Genomic DNA, 17,990 nt, shown 5'->3' on the forward strand with positions numbered 1-17,990 from the left:
CGATCATGGTGGCGTTGCAAATACGCGCGATAGCCCCGCTATCGCTGTGTTTATTTGTCAAAACCTTGCCTTGCCCTGATTCGCCGGGCACATGTCCTTCGCTTCCGCTTTCACTGTTACAGTCCACTAGGCAGCATCCCGTATTGTCGATACGATTCCCTGCCTTTCGCAGACAGATCAGGGCTTATCTGGCAGACCAGGCAGCAAAGCGCTGTTCCAGCTCTTCACCATGATCAGTCCAGAATTTCAAATTTGCCTGCACCTGGTCTTTCAGGTTGGCGGTTGATGTGGGCAGGTTGGCCAGCATCTTGCCATCCATTTTCTTGAATGCATGCACATTCACCGGGCCATAGGCGATCTTGGTCGCATAGCTATACTGCGTGTCTGGCGCACTGGCGAAGGCGATGAATTTTTCAGCTATGTCTTTGTTTTTTGAACCTTTCGGTATGACCCAGTAGTCAAGATCGTAGATGCCGCCTGTCCATATCACTTGCAGGTTCTTGCCTTCGCGCTGGGCTGCATCAACGCGACCGTTATAGACAGTCGTCATGACCACATCACCCGCCACCAGGAACTGCGGTGGCTGTGCACCTGCTTCCCACCACTGGATGTTGCCTTTGATCTCATCGAGCTTTTTAAAAGCGCGGTCGATGCCTTCTTTGGTACTCAATACCTTGTAGACATCCTTGGTTGGAACGCCATCGGCCATCAGTGCAAATTCCACGTTATAGCGCGCACCTTTGCGCATGCCGCGTTTGCCCGGGATTTTTTTCACGTCCCAGAAATCAGCCCAGCTTTTTGGTACCGTCTTCAACTTGTCGGCGTTGTAGCCGAGTACCGTAGACCACGCAAATGCGCCCAGGCCGCATTCATGGATGGCTTCCGGCATGAAATCACTTTTTTTGCCGAACTTGGCAATATCGAGTTTTTCCAGCAGACCTTCTTCACATGCACGACCGACTTCGCCGGATTCGACTTCAACCAGGTCCCAGCTCACTTTCTTTGCTTCGACCATCGCTTTCAATTTGGCCATTTCACCGTTGTATTCCACCGTGACGATCTTGTTGCCGGTGGATTTTTCAAATGGTTCAACGTAAGCGGCTTTTTGTGCGTTGCCATTGGCACCGCCAAAATTGACTACTGTAATTTCTGATGCATGTGCCAGGCCAATTGAGAGTGCAGCGACCGTCATTGCAGGTTTGAATAGCAGTTTCATTCAACTTCTCCAGGTATTGAGTGGGTTTGGGGATCGATATGGGTATTGCGGCAGGGTTACAACATCAGGAAAAAATGCGCAGGTATTGCGGATGCAGATACAAATGGACATTCGCTCCTTCTTTCAAACCAGATGCGGCATAGTCGCCAAGCGACAGTTTGACAAAGCAATCGGCCTGTTTCGATGTCGAGCAACGCACACGCACATGATCGCCAAAATAGATCAGGTCGCGCACAACGGCGCGCAGAGCAGTTGCCGGTGCGGACTCATTGTGAACCAGGCTAATACGTTCAGGGCGAATGCAGCCGACAGCGGCCTGTCCCGGCTTCAGGCCGCTGACATTGATACCTTCCACGATGGCGCCACCGGTAAGGCGCAGGCTGCATTGGTCACCAGAGGCAACTTCTACCGTACCGACAAATCGGTTGTTGTCACCGATAAAGCCCGCGACGAATTGATTTTCCGGGTATTCATACAGGCAGTCGACGGTAGCCAGTTGCTGGACGATACCCTGGTCAAATACAGCAACCCGGCTTGACATGGTCAGCGCCTCGCTTTGGTCATGGGTCACATAGACAAATGTGACGCCAAGCCGATGATGCAGGGCCTTCAGTTCAAGCTGCATATGTTCACGCAGCTGCTTGTCCAGGGCGCCAAGAGGTTCATCCATCAAGACCAGCTTGGGGTCGAACACCAAAGCCCGCGCCAGGGCGATGCGCTGTTGCTGTCCGCCAGAGAGCTGCGCCGGATAACGGTCGGAAAATTTCTCCATCTGCACCATGTCCAGTGCACGCTTGACCTTGGCTGCCCGTTCAGATTTTTCCACACCGCGTACCTGCAAGGGGTAGGCGACATTCTGGGCGACGGTCATATGGGGGAACAACGCATAGTTTTGAAACACCATGCCGATGTTGCGCTTGTGCGGCGGTACTTTATTGAGTAATTGCCCTTCCAGATAAATCTCACCGCCGGTAGGGAATTCAAACCCCGCCAGCATCATCAGGCAGGTGGTTTTTCCCGAACCGGATGGCCCCAGCAAAGTTAGAAATTCCCCGCGCTTTATTTCTAAATCGAAACTCTTGACGACCAGCGTTTCGCCATCGTAGGTTTTTTGTACTCCCCTGAACTCGACCAGTGTATCGAGCTTCTCCTGAAGTATTATATTTTCTGGTTTCAATTGTTCTCCTCCTTTTTTATTTCTGTATGGCGACTGAAAAAATCAGCTCTTGTCGAGCATGGATTTTTCCAGGATTGCCAATGCCTCATCCATTAACTGATCGCTGATCGTCAGAGGAAAAAGGAAGCGGATGACGTTTCCGTAACTGCCGCAGGTCAGGAGTATCAGGCCTTGCTTCAAGGCTCGTTCCTGTACTTTTTTCGTGAAATCAACATCGGGCAGTCCGGCGCTCATGAATTCAATTGCTACCATTGCACCAGCACCTCGGATACTGACCAGCTGCGGTACCTCACTGCGCAGTTTTTCCAGCCTTTCGGTCAATTTATTCCCAAGGGCTATCGCACGCTCGCAGAGCTTTTCTTCTGCGATGATGTCGAGTACCGCATGGGCTGCCGCGACTGCCAGGGGATTACCCGCATAAGTGCCACCCAGTCCGCCTGGTGTCGGTGCATCCATCATGGCGGCGCGGCCGCAGACTGCGGAGAGCGGCAAACCGCCAGCCAGGCTTTTTGCCATGGTGATCAGGTCTGGCAGCACGTCATAGTGTTCCATGGCGAGCATCTTGCCGGTACGGCCAAAACCGGTCTGTATTTCATCGGCGATCAAGAGGATTCCGTTGGCGTCACATAATTTGCGCAGTTGCAGCATCAGAGCAGCGGGTGCCTGGTAGAAGCCGCCTTCGCCTTGCACCGGTTCCAGGATGATGGCTGCCACTCTTTTCGGATCAACATCGGTTTTGAACAGCGCATTCAAGGCAGTCATGGAATCCTCAACGCTGATGCCATGCAGATCGATGGGGAACGGTACGTGATAGACCTCGGCTGGCAGTGGCCCAAAACCCAGTTTGTAGGGAGCCACTTTGCCGGTCAGCGCCATACCCATCATTGTTCGTCCGTGGAATGCACCATTGAATGCAATCACGGCTGAGCGGCCGGTAGCTGCACGGGCAATCTTGATGGCATTTTCCACCGCTTCAGCCCCTGTAGAAAAAAATGCTGTCTTCTTTTCGTGAATTCCGGGAGTGAGCCGATTGATGCGTTCAGCCAGCTCTACATAACCGGCATAGGGAATGATCTGGTAGGCAGTGTGGGTGAATTTTTCAAGTTGCTCAGTGACTGCCTGCACCACTCGTGGGTGGCAATGACCGGTATTGAGTACAGCGATGCCGGCTGCAAAGTCGATGAAGCGACGACCTTCTACATCCCATAATTCAGAGTTCGATGCACGGGCGGCATAGAAGTCACACATCACGCCGACACCACGGGGCGTAGCAGCGTTTTTACGTTCTTGAAGAGCAGTATTTTTCATATCGTTTTTCTTTCACCAAAGAGAGCATGTGTCAGATAGTAGTCTTGGACTGGTCAGGCGCCACAGAGCCACTTTTGAATATTTCATGGTGCCACTTTGGTGATGTGCAGCAGCCGCTAATGCATACATATGCACACATTTTGGGCATTGACTGGAGACGTGAATGTACAAATTGGTGAGCAGTCAAAACTGACAAGCAGGGAATCGTGAACCCGGTGTCTGGCTTGCAGTGCAAAGCATGCCAAGTCAGCATGGCTGATGTGTGCGCATCTTTGGTGCGTGATCTTGCACGATGCGCCAGACATCAATCGTACAGAACAGGTGTGAACACCGGACTGCGTAGTTCTACCTGTGGTCAATTGGCTACAAAAAAAACGTGGCACCAACAAGAAAAGCAAAGTGGCACTGTGGCCCATGTCCTGTAGCGCCTTACTATCCAGCTCGGATTCAATGTCAGGTCGATGCGATTCATGTGCTGATATTCATCATCTTGTTTGCGCAAGCACTGTCGATCCAATCCAGCTTCTTCAGCATTTTTTCCAGCCTTTTTTCTGGCTTGTATTGATCGTAAAACCAGCATTGCCACTCGCGGTTTTATTGCTGAAAAATGTTTTTTTTCTTCTCTTTTTATTTTTATAACCTAAAGGATAATTCATGAAAAAACCATTGCTCGCACTTGTCGTCTTGGGCGTATTCTCAGGCGCCACATACGCACAATCTTCTGTCACCGTATATGGTGTTGCCGATCTCGGTTTCGTCCTCGAACGTGGCGGGCCTGCCGGTTCTGTCAGCAAGATTTCCAGTGGTGTTGAAGCCGGTTCGCGCCTGGGTTTCAAGGGAAGTGAAGACCTCGGTAATGGCTTGTCGACTTACTTCGTACTGGAAATGGGTATAGGAATGGATACCGGTGGTTCCAACCAGGGCAATACTGCATTTGGTCGCCAGGCACTGGTTGGCTTCAAGGGTGATTTCGGTTCCATTTCACTGGGACGCCAGTACACGCCATTGTTCCTGGCGCTCGACAATGTTGATCCCTTTGGCACAGGCCTGGCGGGCGCGTCCACCAATCTGTTTGCCTATTACCCGACGACTGGTAACCCGCGTGTAAAGAATGCCGTTGTCTACAAGACGCCCGCGATGAACGGTTTTTCCGGCTCGGTAGTATATGGTTTTGGTGAAGTGGCGGGCAGTACTGCTGCCAGCCGCCAGATGGGTTTATCTGTCAACTATGAAAGCGGCCCGGTCGTACTGACGTTTGCGCATCATGAGACAAATGACGCTACGGCCAGCGACAGTGAAAAAACGACGCTCGTTGGCGGAACCTACAACGTTGGTCCGGCCATGGTACATCTGGTCTATGACAGTAATTCAGGGGTGGGTGGTGCCAGGAATGATGATTTCCTGGTCGGCGTTTCTGCACCTGTAGGCGCTGGTAAGCTGATGCTGTCTTACATTCGCAAGAATGACAAGAGTTCGCTTAACCAGGATGCCAGTCAGCTTGCCATCGGTTATACCTATGCATTGTCAAAGAGAACCAATGTTTATACGTCATATGCGCGCATCAGCAACAAGAATGGCGGCGCTTATACCGTTGGCAATGCCATTGAGAGCGGCACCGGCGATCAGGCATTCAACCTCGGGATTCGCCATACATTCTGAGTGAAATCAAAGTATGCAGCAGGCCCTTGCGGGCCTCTTGCATTTCCGAATGAGGGAAAACATGAGCAGAATGACCACACCTCATCCTCAGCGGTTGTAAAAACAATATTTTTTCTTCTGCCCTCATCGTCGCGCGGTTTGCACGAGCTCTTGATTTCTAAATAATTTAAAAAAATGAAAGTAAAAAATTTTAAAAAGGAACGAAAGTGCCATATACGTATGGGGATGCCTGCTATACCTTAGCGTTTCTGATTCCCATGCAGATTTCCTTCACAGATTTTCATCTTCTGGCGAATTTGCAAGCTTCAGTTCGATGATTGCTTTCATTTATATGAACATGAAAAGGATAGCCAATGATTTTCTCCATGCGACGTGCACCCGTCACCCTGGCCAGCATGTTATGTGCGACCACATGCTTACTGTCCGTAGCGCATGCCCAGACACAGAACGGATCTTTCAACCTGACGGTCAGTCAGACTGGTGTTGGCCGTATCACTTCTGACTTAGGCGGCATTCGTTGCGACAATACCTGCACAGTCAGTTTTAATGCAGGCAGCATCGTGACCCTGACGGCCATACCTGCCAATAAGTACATGACGCTGGGTAGTTGGGGCGGGGCATGCAGCGGGAACAGCCCGACCTGTGAAGTGAAAATGAATTCTGCCAAGACCGTGACGGCCACCTTCAAATATGCCCAGCTACCCGGAAATCCAAGTAGCCCGACCGGGGCGCCTGTTACCATCAAGTGGAAAGCACCTGTGACCAAGGCAGACGGCGCCGCCTTGATTGGCCTGACCGGCTACAAGATCTATGGCAGCAAAACCCAGTATGACCTGGCGCCAACCCTACTGACGACAGTACAGAATCCCCAGGCCCTGTCAGCATCGGTCAGCGGATTGACAATCGGCACCTGGTATTTCTGGGTATCGGCCACAACCAACGAGGCCGAAAGCGAATTGCAATACCTGAACCAGGCTGTTGTCGCAGCTGCTCCTTAAACGGGCGGCCCGCTATTTGTCAGCATCAATACATTGATCATTTTTGTATCCGCCCCATCCATATCGCTATACCAATGTGTGCCGGGCGGATGATTCAAAACAAATTCGAAAGACTACTCATGAATAAAATTCTTGCGTATGGACTGTTGGTTTTTGCCTCTGCGTCTGCTCAGGCAACAGACTATTATTTTTCTGACTGTCAGACAGGTGCTGATATGCAGACATGCAAAATCGGGAACGACAGCAACCCGGGTACGCCAGATGCGCCCAAGCTCAGCCTCGCGCATGCAAGGGTCATCCTGGATAATGCATCTGCCGGTGACCAGATACTGTTTGCCAGAAACGGCTCATGGACATCGGTGACCTCGGCTTTCTGGACTGGTAACAACAGAGGGACAGCGGCAAAACCGATTGTCATTGGCGACTATACGCCAAAGAACTACACAGGGTCAGCGAAACCGCTGATCACTCTCACCGGTCCGCAGGCAAGCTGTCTGGTGATTACCAATGGCGGCGCAACTCCTGTTCATAAGGAGGGATTTGTATTCAAGAACATCAAGTGTGTCGGCATTGGCGCGACAGGTGTTGCCGATGCAACCGGCATCAATACCTATAACGATGTCAGTGATGTCTTGCTGGATAATCTTGACATCAGTGGTTTCTCCATCGGTGTCTACCCCGCGGATGGCCGCGTTGCCGGCACGGTGACCAAAAGCCTGACGTTGCGCAATTCCTACATCCACGATAATACGACCCAGGGCTTTCTTGGTGGTGGCCCCAATCTGCTGATTGAAAACAATGTTTTTGATAACAATGGCTATATATCAGATCGTGGTAAGTCGCTGGACAGGAATCATCATATTTACCTGACTGCAGAAAAATTTACCGGTGCAGTTGTGCGTGGTAACAAACTGACCCGCTCTGCAGTATGTACCCCTGCCAGTGGAATTACCTGCGCCACGCAGAACCAGTGTTATGGTGTTCCGATTGTGGCGCATGGAACGGTGAGTGACCTCGTGATAGAAAACAATGTCATCGATGAGTCAAGTGGTGCTGCACCCGGCTGTTACGGTATTCAGGTCGCACCCGGGTATGGCAGCATCGTTGAAGCCTTCCCTGGAGCAATCGTGCGTGGCAACCGTCTTGTCAATGTGGGCGGGAATGCGATAGATATCGGCTCATGCCCGAATTGCGTGATTGAAGACAATGTCATCGCCTGGACTAACTCGCCCAACATGACTGTCGTAGGCATCAATGCACCCTCTGGTAACGTCGGATCAGGTGACGCTGTTGATACCAGCCTAACAGTGCGCAATAATTCCATCTATGTCAGTGGCGCCGATGCCTATAGCAGGGGGATACAGTTGACATCGACCGGCACTGCGCACAACGTCATCAACAACCTGATTTTTTTTGCATCGAACACAAGTGCAAGCGCCAGATGCTTTGTCACTACAGACCTTGGCATTGCAAAATTCAATGCGTTTGACTACAACTTGTGCTACAGCGACAGGCCTGATCATATGGTGCGTTACAGCCAGGCTTATGCAACCCTGACAGGTACTGGAGGAGCTCAAGCCAACGGTTTTGACGTACACGGCAAGAACAGTAATCCGCTGATTACCGTCCCTGTACCAGGCAATGATTATTCCATGGCCCTGTCTTCGCTGAACAGCCCGGCTGCGAGCGGCGGCCATCCGGCATTGTCCAAGCGGCTTGGTTATCGTGGATCGTTCAGCCCTAACGGTCCGATGTTCATCGGCGCTTATCCATACAGGCCTTTGGTTACGGCACCGTCATCGCCGACGCCGAACTGATCCGGCTTGAGCCTGTTCATCTTGATAACATGACAGCTTTTGCAGGTGAACAGGCTCATCCTGGCAGTTTTATTGTTGTAGTCGGGCCATACGGATCAATATTTTGTAAGCATTTGATTCAGTAAATATACCCGTTCAAATAAACCAGATCCATTGACCTGGTTTTTATCTGATGCAAACTCAAGCTGCTCAAGCGCAGACAGATAATAAGGCAGGTGATTTACCGGTTTAAGCGCATCAAAAGCCCGGTTTGCTCAGACAAACCGGTTTCTTGACAGGGTATCGCTACTCTGTAGATAATTTTGCAGGGTGCTGGCGGTCAATCAATTTGTTGTCAACCCGAAGGAAGCGTATGCCGTATTCATGCTGAGAGGGGTGTCAACTTGACTGATCAACTAGTGTCAGAAGCAGCGTCAATTATTACCATTGCCGATTTCAAGCAATGGATACGCAACTTCATTCAACCCCTTTATCACCATGCGGCCATTTATTGTGGCTATGGCCGTGTGCATGCAGGTGGCGTTGGTCTTGATTACGTCATTACCGATAATTTCCCGGTTGAGCACCTGGACAATATCCGCAACAAGGCGGGTGGCATGGATTCTCCCATTTTGCGGCGCTGGATAGCCACGCAGCAGCCACAGTTTTTTTCAATCGACGAACCCTGGGCTGATATTCCGCCAGCGTGGTTCCAGCACTTTCGGAATACCGGATTAAAAAATATTGCTTCCCACGGTGTGTTTGACACAGTGCGTTGTGTCGGTACCTATTTCAGTTTTTTTGACGTTGGCAGACCATTCAGTGAGGAAGATGCTGAGCTGCTCAAATACCTGTGCCCCATCATTCATGAAGCGATGTGCGATGCCATTGACAGGCTCAATGATGTCAGCAAAATCGAAGCCAGCCTGGATAGCCTGACCAAACGTGAGCGCGAAATTGCTGACCATATCGGGCTGGGCAAGACCAACCGTGAAATTTCCGAAGCGCTTTGCCTGAGTGAGATTACGGTGAAACATCATCTGATGAAAATTTTCACCAAGTTTGAAGTCAGCACGCGGGCGCAGCTGGCAGGCTTGCTGGCTGAATACCGGGCAAAGCTCAAGCCGGATTGCGAGTTCAAGCTGCTGTAAAAAAATGGCGGCGTATGCTGGCCAGTCATACAGGTCAGTCGACAAGGTCTTTTGACTTTTGCGGCCCGTCTGGTATTTCGGCATGTACGCCATCCATGCCTGCCTTGCTGATCTTGCCATTCTCCCAGAAGAACATTTCCCCTTTGACGCCGCCCTTGATGCCTGAATCGATGGAAATCACCTTGCCCTGGTAATGTGAATACACACCATCCATGGTGGTATGGCCGACAACGATGCGGCCGACCTTCATCTGCTGCAGCAAGGCAGCCAGGTCATCATTCGCCAGTTTGGGGGTATTAAAATAGCCGCGGTACCAGAGTGGCCCCAGGCTGCCGTACAGATAGTCGAGTACGGCTTCTGTCTTGATCTGCTCCTTGCTCAAACCCAGTGACTGGCGATATTTTTCATTGATCTCGGCCATGCTCAGTTTGAGGTTCTGGTAATCAGGATGCAGGCCTCCATGCATGAACAGCATGCCGTTGACCTCAATGATGACAGGTTTGCTGCGCAGCCAGCGGCCCAGCACACTGTTGTTGTCGAACATTTGCTGATAACTGCTGCCGAGCTGGCGTGCGACTTCTGCATATTTCTTGTTCAGATAGCGCACATTGCCTGACAGCGACATCGCTTCATGATTGCCGATCAGCAGATGGACTGCGCCACCGGCTGCCCTGGCCTGCTCCTCCAGCGCATACAGCAACCACAAGGCTTCAGTGACCTTGGGACCGCGATCGAAGACATCACCGGTAATGACCAGGTGACCCTTGCCATAAGTCCATTGCCAATCCTTGTTGATGATGCCATTGCCCTGCAAGAGCTTCTGCATCAGGTCGAACTGGCCGTGGATGTCGCTGATGGCCGCCAGCTTGTCCGCTGTAAATCTGGCCGTGACAGGGAAGGCGGATTCTGCTGCGCGTATTGTCAATGCCTGCGGATAACCGCAAGGTGCCGGCAAGGTGACATTCGCGGTTTTGGTGAAACTGCGTTTTTGTACCTGGTCATTGCAAACCCAGCTGACATCCAGACCTCCTTTGTCAGTCTGGTAAAACACATATGGACCGTCGTTGATGCCAGTGACAGGTGCGGTGGCTGTGCTGACCTGGCTGGTGATGGTGGCAGTCTGTGCCAGGCTGGCCTGCACCAGCGTCAAACCGGAGAGTGCCGCAACGGCGATTTGTGTTGCTCGCTTGCGCAGGCTCGTACCGGCAACTGCCGGAAATAAGGTCAGGGCTGGCATCATGGGGATCGTTGTTGCGTTGAGTGAGACTTCAATATGTCATGCTTAAATAGGTCTGATTATGCTCAGCTGGTTTTAATAAGAGATAGGCAATACCTGTCCCTGTATCACTTCCGGCTTGCTCCTGGGTTTGTTGTTCGATGGCAGGTTCAGTTTTGGTGGCAGGCTGCCAGATTTCCATTCTTCGGCCAGGGCCAGGGCCCCCTGTATGTCCTCTGTCTTCATGCGGAAGGCCAGGCCGAGTTTTTCCCTGTTGGGCAGGTCCTGCAATTCCTTGTTCTTGTCGAGCTTGTCGGCGATGGAAAAATACAGATAGGCACGTGACAGGTCGACGGGCACGCCATTGCCCTCGGCATAGATGCTGCCCAGTCGCACAAAGGCACGGGCGTGACCCTGCCTGGCGGCCTGGGCCAGCAGGTAGATTGCCTGGCCTGGATCGCGCGGCATGGTCGTGCCGTTCAGGTATTGGGTTGCCAGATAGGTTTGGGCCTGGGCATTGCCAAGCTCGGCGGCATGGCCGGCAAAGATATTGGCGACGCGCTGGTTGACCTCGGTCCCCAGACCCAGAGCGTACACACGCGCCAGACGGAAATAGCCCTCTGCATCATGCTGGTCTGCTGCAGCCCAATACCACTTGTTGGCCAGGGCCTGGTCTTTGGGCAAGCCTTCGCCGGTTTCATAACAGATACCCAGGGTGATCTGGGCTGTGGCCAAACCTTTTTCGGCAGCTTTTTTATACCACGCCAGCGCCTGCTGCATGTCTTTTTCCACACCCAGGCCCAGGCGATAGCCTTCAGCCAGGCTGAACTGTGCACGCAGATGATCAGACAGGGCCGCACGGCGGAACCATTCCATGGCCTTGGCTTCGTCTTTGTCCGGTCCTTTGCCACTCAGGTAGAGCAGGCCCAGGCTGTATTGTGCTGCTGTCTCGCCTTTTTCTGCCCGCAGGCTCCAGTCCTGGAAGGCCAGGGCGTAATTGCCTTCCACATAAGCGGCAGCGGCTTCATCCGGCTTGGCTTGCGCCAGCGCCGGGGCGGGGGACAGCATGTAAGAAGAAACAAGAGCGGCAAGAAGATAGGTTTTGAACATGGGCATCAATAGTCAATCATGCAAGTGGCGCAGCCATCAAAGCGGCAGTTTAACGCATGACTGTGCAAAGGTGGCTCTTAATTAACAGCAATTTGCCATTCGTCCCCATACTGCCCAGCTTGCGGCTGACAGTCCTCGGCGACCACGGGCAGGCGGCCTGATTCATTCATCAGTATTGGCTTCATCAAGCAGGAGTCCCCACTCTTCCGACCACTGCAAAAGTGGTAGCAGGGCCTGCAGCAGGCTTTGTCCTGATGTGCTCAGTACATAGCCGCCGGTTGCCGCCATTTCTATGATGTGGGTGTCGCGCAATTCGCGCAGGCGCTGGTTGAGGACGGTGGGCGACATATCGTCGCAGCGTTCACGCAATTCGCGAAAAGTCAGTGCGTCTGTACGCAATTCCCAGATCATGCGCAGCGCCCAGCGCCTGCCCAATAAATCCAGCAAGGCCATGATGGGGCGGCCGGTTTGGGAGCCGCGTACCGGTTGCCGTGGTTTGGGTGTTGTCATCACTTCTCCAGGTGCTACGTAAACAGTAGCAATTATTTTGTTGGTGTGCTACTGTAAACGTAGCGGATGCGGCCTATTGTAGCACTGGTAACACTGGCAACACTGCACAAAAATTGCAACGGGGCTGCCAGCGCATACGTGCTGTGCTGCCCGCTCACCTGAGGAAGAAAGCATGTCCACCAGCAGAATCGCTCCCCTGGAGCCCCCTTATGCACCAGAGATTGAACAGGCATTCCAGCGCATCATGCCGCCTGGCATGGCGCCGTTGAAGTTGTTTCGCACCCAGGCCCATAACAGCCGGGTCCTGCAGCGCGTATTTGCCGGCAATCTGCTGGACAAGGGCAGCATCAGCTTGCGCGAGCGCGAACTGGTCATATTACGTACCTGTGCACGTTGCGGTTCTGAATATGAATGGGGTGTCCACGTCGCCCTGTTTGCCGCTCGCGCCGGTCTGACGCAAGCAGACATAGCAGCTACCTTGTTGCCAGACCCGGGACGGACTGAGTTGCCAGACCGGGAGATTATCTTGCTCAGGGCCGTGGACGAACTGCATGATACCTCCGGCATCACCGATGCAAGCTGGCAGGGCCTGGCGCAGCACTACGACCAGACACAGATACTGGAGATCATTACCTTGTGCGGCAGTTATCACACGATATCCTTTGTTACCAATGCTGCCCGGGTGGAACTGGAAGACTTTGCACCACGGTTTGCGCAGTATCGCTGAATCCTCTGCAAGCACGTACCAGCTTCTTTGAGCAGGATGGCAGTTTCCGGAGGCAAAAGGGTTTTCAGGCCTGTAGCCCAAGTTAATAAATGTTTTGTGCTATTATTGTCTTAAACTTTTTAAGACTGACGCTTGAAAGACCTCAGCCCCGAGAGCACAATGCAGACCAAACTACTTTTGCCAGGCTTATTTTTCTCTGCATTTTCCTCAGTGCTTGCCTTCTCCGGCTGCAAGGATAAGGCGGCCGTTCCTTCTGGCGAGATTGTTGGCGGTGCCGCTCATTTCTACAAGGTGAGCCCCAGCCCGTATGCGCGAGCTGCCTATTCGTGGTGCGACGCCAGCCATCTGGCCATGACATTGAAAGCCAGTGACGCTACACAGCCATTGCGCAGCCTGTACCTTGACCCAGCTCATCCGGACCAGGCCCAGCCCATAGAATTCAGTGACGAACAGGGCAGGAAGCCGCTTTTTTCCGTCGCCGACTGCCATGACAACAAGCTGCTGATCTCTGCCGAAAGCGCAGGCAAATATCCCGGCCCCAATTACCAGGATGACCTGTACCTGATGCCGCTGGGTAAGCCTGCGCAATTGCTGATGGTGGCAAAAGACAGCCCGGCTACCCATGTCAGCCTGTCAGGCAAATATATGCTGGCCAGCATGCCGCGCAATCTGGACGGCAAGGGCTACAAACTGGACCCGCAATGTACAAGATTTGCCAGTACAGAATTCAAGACCCTGTGCTGGGATGTGAAAGACAACGACGTCCTCGCACTGTCGCGTTTCGTGATCCAGAAATACCTGTGGCAGGACCGGGTGTCGGTACGTATTCCCGGCGCCGGTTTCAAGGACGTGCCCAATACCGAGCCTGCCATGCAGGGCGGGGCGGGCAAGCCTGCCATAGAGAATGCCATTCTGCTCCAGGACCTGGACAACAAACTCATTGCGCGGCTTGACGATGATGCAAAGTTCGAGACTTACTGGATGATGTCTTACGCCATCAACCCCGATGAAAACATGCTGTATGCAGCCTGCAAACTGAAGGGCAAGTCCACGTCCACCACGGATTTTGACAAGGTCTGCCGCTATCGCCTGGACGGTGCTGCCCACGCCTGGGAGGAAGTATTCAGCTTCCCGCTGTCAGACCAGATCAAAAAAGGCATACAGGAAATCAGCATCGATGCAGCCGGCAATGTTTACTTCGCCATGCCGGGCAGCAGCGGTAAAGAGGGAGGCATCTGGAAGTTTGATGTCGCAAAAAACAAGGTAGTACAGATCGTGCCAGGTGTAGCCAATCAGTCCGATGGCAAGCCCAGCGTGTCTGCCGATGGCAAGACACTGGTTTTTGAACGCGAAGGTGCTCTGCATTTCGCTTATCAGCAAGGGGAAGCAAAATGAATGGTTTTGTCGACAAGGAAGTTGCCAGGCAGGTGTCAGAAAATGTCTACAAGGATGCGGCTGGCACCAAACTGCCGCCTGGGTTTCAGATCGACAAGAGCTTTGGCAACAAGGGTGAGTTCAAGGACAATAACGGCGTCTACATGTATGCCCTGATGCCGACGGCAGACAATACCAGCGTGCCATCCAATACCCGCATACTCGGCATGCGCGGGACGGAAGGAAAAGCCACCGACGTCTATGCCGACATTGCCGATGTCGGGCATGGTCAGTTCGGTGCGGCAAAACCTGCTGTCAATGCCTGGCTGGCCAACAATATCAAGGCTGGCAACAATATCGAAGTGACTGGCCACAGCCTGGGCGGCGCACTCGTGCAATGGACTATTAATGACAAGAACCTGCAGGCGATAGCCGACATACCCATGCCGCCTTCAAAGCAGGGGCTGGCCATGGCAGATATACAGTCGCACCTGCATTTCACGACCTTCAATGCGCCTGGCATATCCCAGGTGCCGGGTACCACATCCCAGGACCGTACCAGCGCCATCAGTGGCGAACACCATGTCATTGCCTTTGAAAAGAAACCCGGCGCATTGCTGTATTCCGGCGATCCTGTGCATCTGCTTGGCGGCGAACATGTTGGCGGCACCATGGTGGCGCACAGCCCCAATTATGCCGGTCAGAGTTTTATCGATGAACACGCAGCCCACACCATCGGCAACAAATCAGGTAACTGGAATGCGCCGGTGCTGGCAAATTACAAAGCCCCATCCATTGATGCCAGTGAATACCAGGATTATGTCAAGACCATGATGGGCGCGCTGGGCCAGGATGGCCAGCCCAAAAGCGAGTCACAGGCCGCCGCCAAAACGGCATTGGCGCTGTATCTGGCCGGTGGCAAGCTCGGTTACGAAACCATCAAATCAGGCGTCACCACAGTAGTCGATTACAGCGATAAAGCCATCAACTACGCCAGCCAGACCGTCAAGCTTGGCGTCAACACCGTGGCCGATGCCGGTGGCAAAGCATTTGAGGCGACAGCACATGCTGTCAAGGACGGTGTCAATGCCGCCGTCGATTACAGCCAGAAAGCCGCCAACGCTACCGTCCAGACCGTCAAGCTTGGTGTCAATACCGTGGCCGATGCCGGTGGCAAAGCATTTGACGCGACTGCGCATGCCGTCAAGAGCGGCGCACATGCTGTCGTTGACTATGGCAGCAAAGCCGTCCATGCCACCACCCAGACCATCAAATATGGCGCCCATGTCGTGGCGGATACCGGGGCCAAGGCATACCACGCCCTGGCTGAAAGCGGAGCCAAGGCATACAACGTCATCGCCGAGACGACCAAGGCCGGGGCACACGCCGCAGTTGATTATGGCAGCAAGGCAGTCAATGCGACCGCCCATGCAGTCAAAGCCGGCGCCCATATCGTGCTCGATGCCGGCAGTGCCGGCCTGGACAAGATGGCCAAGCTGGGCAAGGAAGGCGGCGCCATGCTCAACAAATCGCTGGTGGACCTGGGTCTGTTGTCTGCGCCGTCGACACCCTCAAGCCGCATGGTGGAACGCGCCGGCCCGCCGCCATCAGAAGCAGCCAATAACCGGGTCAAGCCTTGACACCGTGTTTTGGGCAGATGGCTGGCCGACGCCAGCCATCAATGAGATATGCTTCCCCCGTTTCAATTACCAGGTGATGCATCGACCCGGATGACTTGTGGGGGCGGGACGTCTCCTGGCAGCCACTTCTGGTGTATTTTCTGGAAGCTGCCATCTTTCTTCATCTGGCGCAAAGCTGCCTCCCACAGGGCAAGGGTGGCAGGTGATGTCCTGATGGAAAAAGCCAGGTACAACTCCAGGCTGTCGAGCACCATTACTTCTTCTATGTCGGCCATGCTGTGACCGGTTTCCTGCAAGACGGCGTTGACGGCCATGCTGCCCTCCACCCACAGGTCAAAACGTTTGGCGAACAGCATCTTTGACGAGTTTTGCGGTGAATCAGCCTGAACGAGTTTGTAGAATCCCTTTTTTCTGGCAGCGTCGGCAAAGATGCTGCCACGATAGGCGCCGACTCCCATTTTGTATATATCCACGTCAGGCATTCTCAGACGTGCAGCCTCGCCCTTGCGCGTATAAATAACCGTCTTGGAAATGGCGATCGGCCCCAGCATGTGCATGAGCTTTTCCCGCTCTGGCGAACGGCCCAGGCTGAACAGTAATACGTTTTCATCTTCCAGCACAGCCTTGTAGCCGCGTGACCAGGGCACCAGTTGTATGGGTTCCTGGTTACCAATCATTTTTTGCAGGGATTTGACGACATCAACGGCCATACCATCCACGCCTGTCTTGCTCTGGAAATTCATCGGCGGCCAGTCTTCGGTATAGATAGTCAATTTTTGCGCATACGCAAACGTGCCAGGCAAAAGCAGGATGGCAGCGGCAATAATGATGCCCAAGCCAGACTGGACTGAAGCCATTGCAATAGATCGCAGATGAACCCTGTTGAGCATAACTCCTCTGACGCTTGGCAAAAATCCGGATCGAGAAACGGATGGTTTATCATACAACTGCCATCGTGAGAGGGGCATTCAATTGTGGCGTTTGAGTGGCCGTGAAACCATGTTTTACTTTTATCGATTGCAAAAAATAATGACTTTCCGACACTATTGTCTGGTCGATGCCTATATTGCCACCATAGTCTGGGTGCCAGCTTCAATCGAGTTTTTGCATACCGCAGCTTAATGTACGTGCATCGACGTCTTCTTCTTTGCGGTGTTCATAGTCTTGTTGTGATGTATAGCCCTGGACCAGCCAGAATTGCGGAAATGCAGGATCGAGTGTCATGGCAATCACAGCCTGGCGACATGTTTTGTTTTTGTGCTTGAGCAAAACGGCAATGTGAGGCGATGCGCTGTCCATATCAATTTTCAGTATGGTATAGGCGACTGGCTTGCACACGCTAAAAGAGCTATTCCATTCTATCGTTTTTTTACGCAAAAACAGTTTGCCAAAACAAGCTCTGCCCTGACCCTGGAAAACGCCGGTGTAAGTCTGACTGGCAGCGTCTGCATTTCCATGATCCAGCAGGGCCAGTATCAACAGGCATAGCATACGCAGCATATTCCGGGTGAATGAAGTGTTTTGCATAGTTAGTCGCCTGCTTCTGGAGTAGTCCTGGCCACGTCCACCAGCCAGCGCCTGATGACTTTTTCTTCTTCCGCATTAAGGTCAGGCAGCAGAGACTGCTCCACAGGATGGGCTGCCTTTTTGCAGCGCGCCAGCAATTCTTTTCCCTCAGGAGTAATTTCTATGACCTGTATGCGTCCATGCACCGGGTGGGGCTTGCGCCTGACCATGCCATCTCTTTCGAGATTGTTGACGATGACGCTCATGGTTTGCGGTGTCAGCAGGGCAAGGCGGGCCAGGTCAGCGCCAGATGCCCCGGGGTAGGCGGCCAGCATGGTCAGTACAGAAAACTGCGGCAAGGTCAGGCCCAGCCCGGCCAGCACTTTTTCCATGCGTATGCGGTGGGCAGCGTAAGCCTGCCCCAGCAGGTAGCCGATATGACCCTGCTCACCGCGCTTGCCCTCGCCGATGGCTGGTACGGTGGCCAGGATGGCGTCAGGGGTATTCAGATTTTTCTTGCGCATGATGTAAGAATTCGAATATTATTGTAAACATGATCGAATTCTGATATTAACCTGAAATTAACCCGGATGAAAGAGAAA

The 17,990-nt window shown here is 53.0% G+C and carries 17 protein-coding genes; 7 read left to right on the forward strand and 10 right to left on the reverse strand.

Features of this window, described 5'->3' with window-relative positions:
• Nucleotides 1-184: 184 nt before the first annotated feature.
• The 4 genes from LZ463_RS14730 to LZ463_RS29105 all read right to left on the reverse strand — a co-directional run bounded on the left by LZ463_RS14730 (nucleotide 185) and on the right by LZ463_RS29105 (nucleotide 4,357).
• Entirely contained in the window at nucleotides 185-1,216 is a 1,032-nt protein-coding gene (locus LZ463_RS14730; RefSeq protein ID WP_241456581.1) for an ABC transporter substrate-binding protein, read from the reverse strand.
• Nucleotides 1,217-1,280: 64 nt separating this feature from the next.
• A complete protein-coding gene (locus tag LZ463_RS14735) occupies nucleotides 1,281-2,393 on the reverse strand; it encodes an ABC transporter ATP-binding protein (protein ID WP_241456582.1) in 1,113 nt (370 codons plus the stop codon).
• Nucleotides 2,394-2,435: 42 nt separating this feature from the next.
• The gene (gene gabT, locus LZ463_RS14740) at nucleotides 2,436-3,701 is read right to left on the reverse strand and encodes a 4-aminobutyrate--2-oxoglutarate transaminase (protein ID WP_241456583.1); all 1,266 of its coding nucleotides are present in this window, start codon (nucleotides 3,699-3,701) and stop codon (nucleotides 2,436-2,438) included.
• A gap of 527 nt (nucleotides 3,702-4,228) precedes the next feature.
• Nucleotides 4,229-4,357 carry a hypothetical protein gene (locus tag LZ463_RS29105; protein WP_277624062.1) on the reverse strand — a complete coding sequence of 43 codons (129 nt, stop codon included), beginning with the start codon at nucleotides 4,355-4,357 and terminating at the stop codon, nucleotides 4,229-4,231.
• Between LZ463_RS29105 and LZ463_RS14745 the strand changes: the two genes are divergently transcribed.
• The 4 genes from LZ463_RS14745 (at nucleotide 4,356) to LZ463_RS14760 (ending at nucleotide 9,305) form a co-directional block, all read left to right on the forward strand.
• A complete protein-coding gene (locus LZ463_RS14745; protein ID WP_241456584.1) occupies nucleotides 4,356-5,360 on the forward strand; it encodes a porin in 1,005 nt (334 codons plus the stop codon). The two genes, LZ463_RS29105 and LZ463_RS14745, sit on opposite strands and share 2 nt — an antisense overlap.
• Nucleotides 5,361-5,725: 365 nt before the next feature.
• The gene (locus tag LZ463_RS14750) at nucleotides 5,726-6,358 is read left to right on the forward strand and encodes an InlB B-repeat-containing protein (protein WP_241456585.1); all 633 of its coding nucleotides are present in this window, start codon (nucleotides 5,726-5,728) and stop codon (nucleotides 6,356-6,358) included.
• Between the two features lie 215 nt (nucleotides 6,359-6,573).
• Entirely contained in the window at nucleotides 6,574-8,175 is a 1,602-nt protein-coding gene (locus LZ463_RS14755; protein WP_241456586.1) for a right-handed parallel beta-helix repeat-containing protein, read from the forward strand.
• 383 nt (nucleotides 8,176-8,558) lie between these two features.
• The gene (locus tag LZ463_RS14760; RefSeq protein ID WP_241456587.1) at nucleotides 8,559-9,305 is read left to right on the forward strand and encodes a helix-turn-helix transcriptional regulator; all 747 of its coding nucleotides are present in this window, start codon (nucleotides 8,559-8,561) and stop codon (nucleotides 9,303-9,305) included.
• Nucleotides 9,306-9,339: 34 nt separating this feature from the next.
• Here the strand turns inward: LZ463_RS14760 and LZ463_RS14765 are convergent, their stop codons facing one another.
• The 3 genes from LZ463_RS14765 to LZ463_RS14775 form a co-directional block, all read right to left on the reverse strand.
• A complete protein-coding gene (locus LZ463_RS14765) occupies nucleotides 9,340-10,545 on the reverse strand; it encodes a metallophosphoesterase (protein WP_241456588.1) in 1,206 nt (401 codons plus the stop codon).
• Nucleotides 10,546-10,617: 72 nt separating this feature from the next.
• Nucleotides 10,618-11,631, reverse strand: coding sequence for a tetratricopeptide repeat protein (locus LZ463_RS14770; RefSeq protein ID WP_241456589.1), 1,014 nt, complete (start codon nucleotides 11,629-11,631; stop codon nucleotides 10,618-10,620).
• Between the two features lie 162 nt (nucleotides 11,632-11,793).
• Complete coding sequence (locus tag LZ463_RS14775) at nucleotides 11,794-12,141, reverse strand: winged helix-turn-helix transcriptional regulator (RefSeq protein ID WP_241456590.1); 348 nt, start codon at nucleotides 12,139-12,141, stop codon at nucleotides 11,794-11,796.
• A gap of 172 nt (nucleotides 12,142-12,313) precedes the next feature.
• Between LZ463_RS14775 and LZ463_RS14780 the strand changes: the two genes are divergently transcribed.
• From LZ463_RS14780 to LZ463_RS14790, 3 genes are all read left to right on the forward strand, one after another.
• Nucleotides 12,314-12,868 carry a carboxymuconolactone decarboxylase family protein gene (locus tag LZ463_RS14780; RefSeq protein ID WP_241456591.1) on the forward strand — a complete coding sequence of 185 codons (555 nt, stop codon included), beginning with the start codon at nucleotides 12,314-12,316 and terminating at the stop codon, nucleotides 12,866-12,868.
• A 159-nt stretch (nucleotides 12,869-13,027) separates the two neighbouring features.
• Nucleotides 13,028-14,263, forward strand: a complete 1,236-nt coding sequence (locus LZ463_RS14785; RefSeq protein ID WP_241456592.1) for a hypothetical protein — start codon at nucleotides 13,028-13,030, stop codon at nucleotides 14,261-14,263.
• Nucleotides 14,260-15,882 (forward strand): hypothetical protein, encoded by a 1,623-nt coding sequence (locus tag LZ463_RS14790; protein ID WP_241456593.1) that lies wholly within the window; start codon nucleotides 14,260-14,262, stop codon nucleotides 15,880-15,882. The genes LZ463_RS14785 and LZ463_RS14790 overlap by 4 nt, the downstream gene beginning before the upstream one ends.
• 62 nt (nucleotides 15,883-15,944) lie before the next feature.
• Here LZ463_RS14790 and LZ463_RS14795 read toward each other — a convergent pair whose 3' ends face one another.
• The 3 genes from LZ463_RS14795 to LZ463_RS14805 all read right to left on the reverse strand — a co-directional run bounded on the left by LZ463_RS14795 (nucleotide 15,945) and on the right by LZ463_RS14805 (nucleotide 17,912).
• Nucleotides 15,945-16,739, reverse strand: a complete 795-nt coding sequence (locus tag LZ463_RS14795) for a substrate-binding periplasmic protein (protein WP_241456594.1) — start codon at nucleotides 16,737-16,739, stop codon at nucleotides 15,945-15,947.
• A gap of 235 nt (nucleotides 16,740-16,974) precedes the next feature.
• On the reverse strand, nucleotides 16,975-17,409 hold the full coding sequence (locus LZ463_RS14800) for a hypothetical protein (protein WP_241456595.1): 435 nt from the start codon (nucleotides 17,407-17,409) through the stop codon (nucleotides 16,975-16,977).
• 2 nt (nucleotides 17,410-17,411) lie between these two features.
• Nucleotides 17,412-17,912, reverse strand: a complete 501-nt coding sequence (locus LZ463_RS14805; protein WP_241456596.1) for a MarR family winged helix-turn-helix transcriptional regulator — start codon at nucleotides 17,910-17,912, stop codon at nucleotides 17,412-17,414.
• Nucleotides 17,913-17,990 lie beyond the last annotated feature (78 nt).

Source organism: Undibacterium paludis, assembly GCF_022568815.1.
Lineage (GTDB): Bacteria > Pseudomonadota > Gammaproteobacteria > Burkholderiales > Burkholderiaceae_D > Undibacterium.